The 1,309-nt window shown below is 70.1% G+C and carries 2 protein-coding genes; one reads left to right on the top strand and one right to left on the bottom strand.

Annotation, left to right across the window (positions count from 1 at the left end; translation table 11 throughout):
• Window positions 1–182 precede the first annotated feature (182 nt).
• The gene (locus tag G4D87_RS37835; protein ID WP_163787602.1) at window positions 183–491 is read right to left on the bottom strand and encodes a hypothetical protein; all 309 of its coding nucleotides are present in this window, start codon (window positions 489–491) and stop codon (window positions 183–185) included.
• Between the two features lie 209 nt (window positions 492–700).
• Between G4D87_RS37835 and G4D87_RS37840 the strand changes: the two genes are divergently transcribed.
• Window positions 701–1,252 carry an SLOG cluster 4 domain-containing protein gene (locus G4D87_RS37840; RefSeq protein WP_163787603.1) on the top strand — a complete coding sequence of 184 codons (552 nt, stop codon included), beginning with the start codon at window positions 701–703 and terminating at the stop codon, window positions 1,250–1,252.
• The last annotated feature ends 57 nt before the right edge of the window (window positions 1,253–1,309 follow it).

A 1,309-nucleotide genomic window follows, 5' to 3' on the forward strand; every position in this document is an offset into this window, starting at 1 on the left:
CCTCGGAGGGGCTCAAGGTGGGGGTGAGACACAAAAGCTGTCTCACACGCATCCTCACACCCTCTCAGGAACTGAGCAATCGGGCCTGCCCGGAAAATACCAGGTGAAACGTCATTTTCGGGCGTGGCCGGGTGCGTCGAACACGGCGCGTGGAGATCCGTTCCCAGCGGACAACGGGAACGTCAGTCATGCGTGCCGATGTGTTGATCGCCGTGGTGGGCGCAAACCCAGTGGAAGGCGCAGGAGCACGCCACGGCGCGAGCGCGGGTGCAGCACCGGCCGCCGAAGTGCTCGGGGAGGGCCGTGGCCTCGTCGTCCTCGGGGGGCTCCGGCAGGCACCGGGGCGCCGAGCGGCCGGATTCGGCGGGCTCGCTGTCGCAGCAGCCGCGCTCCATGCAGCGGGGGCACAGGGACAGCTCGCAGTGGGCGCACCAGTCGAACACTTCACCGGCGCTTCCGCGGCGCTCACATCCTCCACAACTGTCGAACATGGACGACCTCCAGGCGCATGCGGATGAAGGTAGAGCGGGGGTCTGACAGGCGAAGCGTCCACTCCGTCACGCTCCAGGCGCGCAGGCTTCCATCGGTGAACGCCCGGCGGGGGGAATGTGGGGCAATGAACCGTCGTGAGAGGAATGCGGCGCGCGGTTGGAACAAGCTGGAGGGCGGGCCCGTCATACCGGGGGAAGGAGCGAAGCCCATGCGCAGGCCACGGCGGATCATCGGTGTCTTCGGTTCTGGCAAGGAGGACCACGCGGAGCGGGTCGTCCCGTTGGTCCGGTGGATCGCCGAGGCGGGCTTCGACCTGCTCACGGGCGCGGGCAGCGGGGTGATGCGGACGGCGGCGGACGCGTTCGTCCAGGTGGCGTACCGGCACGGCATCTCCATTGGCATCGTCCCCGGCGCGGTGGAGGGCGGCGAGTACCGGCCCCGTCCGGGCTACCCCAACCCCAACGTGGAGCTGCCCATCTACACGCACCTGCCGCTCAGCGGCGTGCAGGGGACGGAGCCGCTCAGCCGCAATCACATCAACGTGCTCACGCCGCACGCCCTGGTGTCACTGCCCGGGGGCGCGGGCACGGTGGCCGAGGCGGCCCTGGCCCTGCGCTATGGCAAGCCCGTCATCCTCTACGGGCCGCCGGAGTCGTTCCGGCGCTTCCCAACGGAGCTGGAGCGGACCGACTCCCTGGAGCGGGTGGCCGAGTTCCTCCGGGCCGCGGTGCGTGAGCCGCTCCGCCTGACGGCGCCGTAGCCGCTGGAAAACGTCTAGGATGAGGCGCTCGGGGGAACGGGCGGGGGCCACCCAGGC

Source organism: Myxococcus vastator, assembly GCF_010894475.1.
Taxonomy (GTDB): Bacteria; Myxococcota; Myxococcia; order Myxococcales; family Myxococcaceae; genus Myxococcus; species Myxococcus vastator.

What these genes read in the sequence shown, in the direction of transcription:
- G4D87_RS37840 (WP_163787603.1), top strand. Translation starts at nt 701, where the DNA reads ATGCGCAGGCCACGGCGGATCATCGGTGTCTTCGGTTCTGGCAAGGAG.
- G4D87_RS37835 (WP_163787602.1), bottom strand. Translation starts at nt 491, where the DNA reads ATGTTCGACAGTTGTGGAGGATGTGAGCGCCGCGGAAGCGCCGGTGAA.